We start from the raw sequence: 273 nt of genomic DNA on the forward strand, positions 1-273 counted from the left end.
TCAGCGGATTAGGCGCCAGTGCGCTGGCAGCACCCACCGCCAACATACCGCTGAGAAAACGGCGGCGGGACGGATTAAAGTCATGAATATCCATACATTATCCTTACTTTTTGTTGGTGTCAGACACATCGCTGGCGTGGGTCTGGAGGTATTTCAACAACGTACGTTCCTCCACCGGATTAAGCCGGTAATAGGTCGACATGGCTTTCAATCCAGCGATCCAGCCATTAGCGGTATATCGGGTCGTAGGAGGAGTGCTATGACAGGCGCTAC

General features: G+C 52.7%; 1 protein-coding gene. It reads right to left on the bottom strand.

All coding sequences use genetic code 11. From position 1 onward, the window contains the following. Positions 1-94 (bottom strand): twin-arginine translocation signal domain-containing protein (locus ACRHOZ_RS20965; RefSeq protein ID WP_431130223.1); only part of this gene is annotated, 94 nt, incomplete at its 3' end. Positions 95-273 lie beyond the last annotated feature (179 nt).

Origin of the sequence: Flagellimonas flava (genome assembly GCF_050617915.1) — a bacterium.
GTDB lineage: Bacteria > Bacteroidota > Bacteroidia > Flavobacteriales > Flavobacteriaceae > Flagellimonas > Flagellimonas flava_A.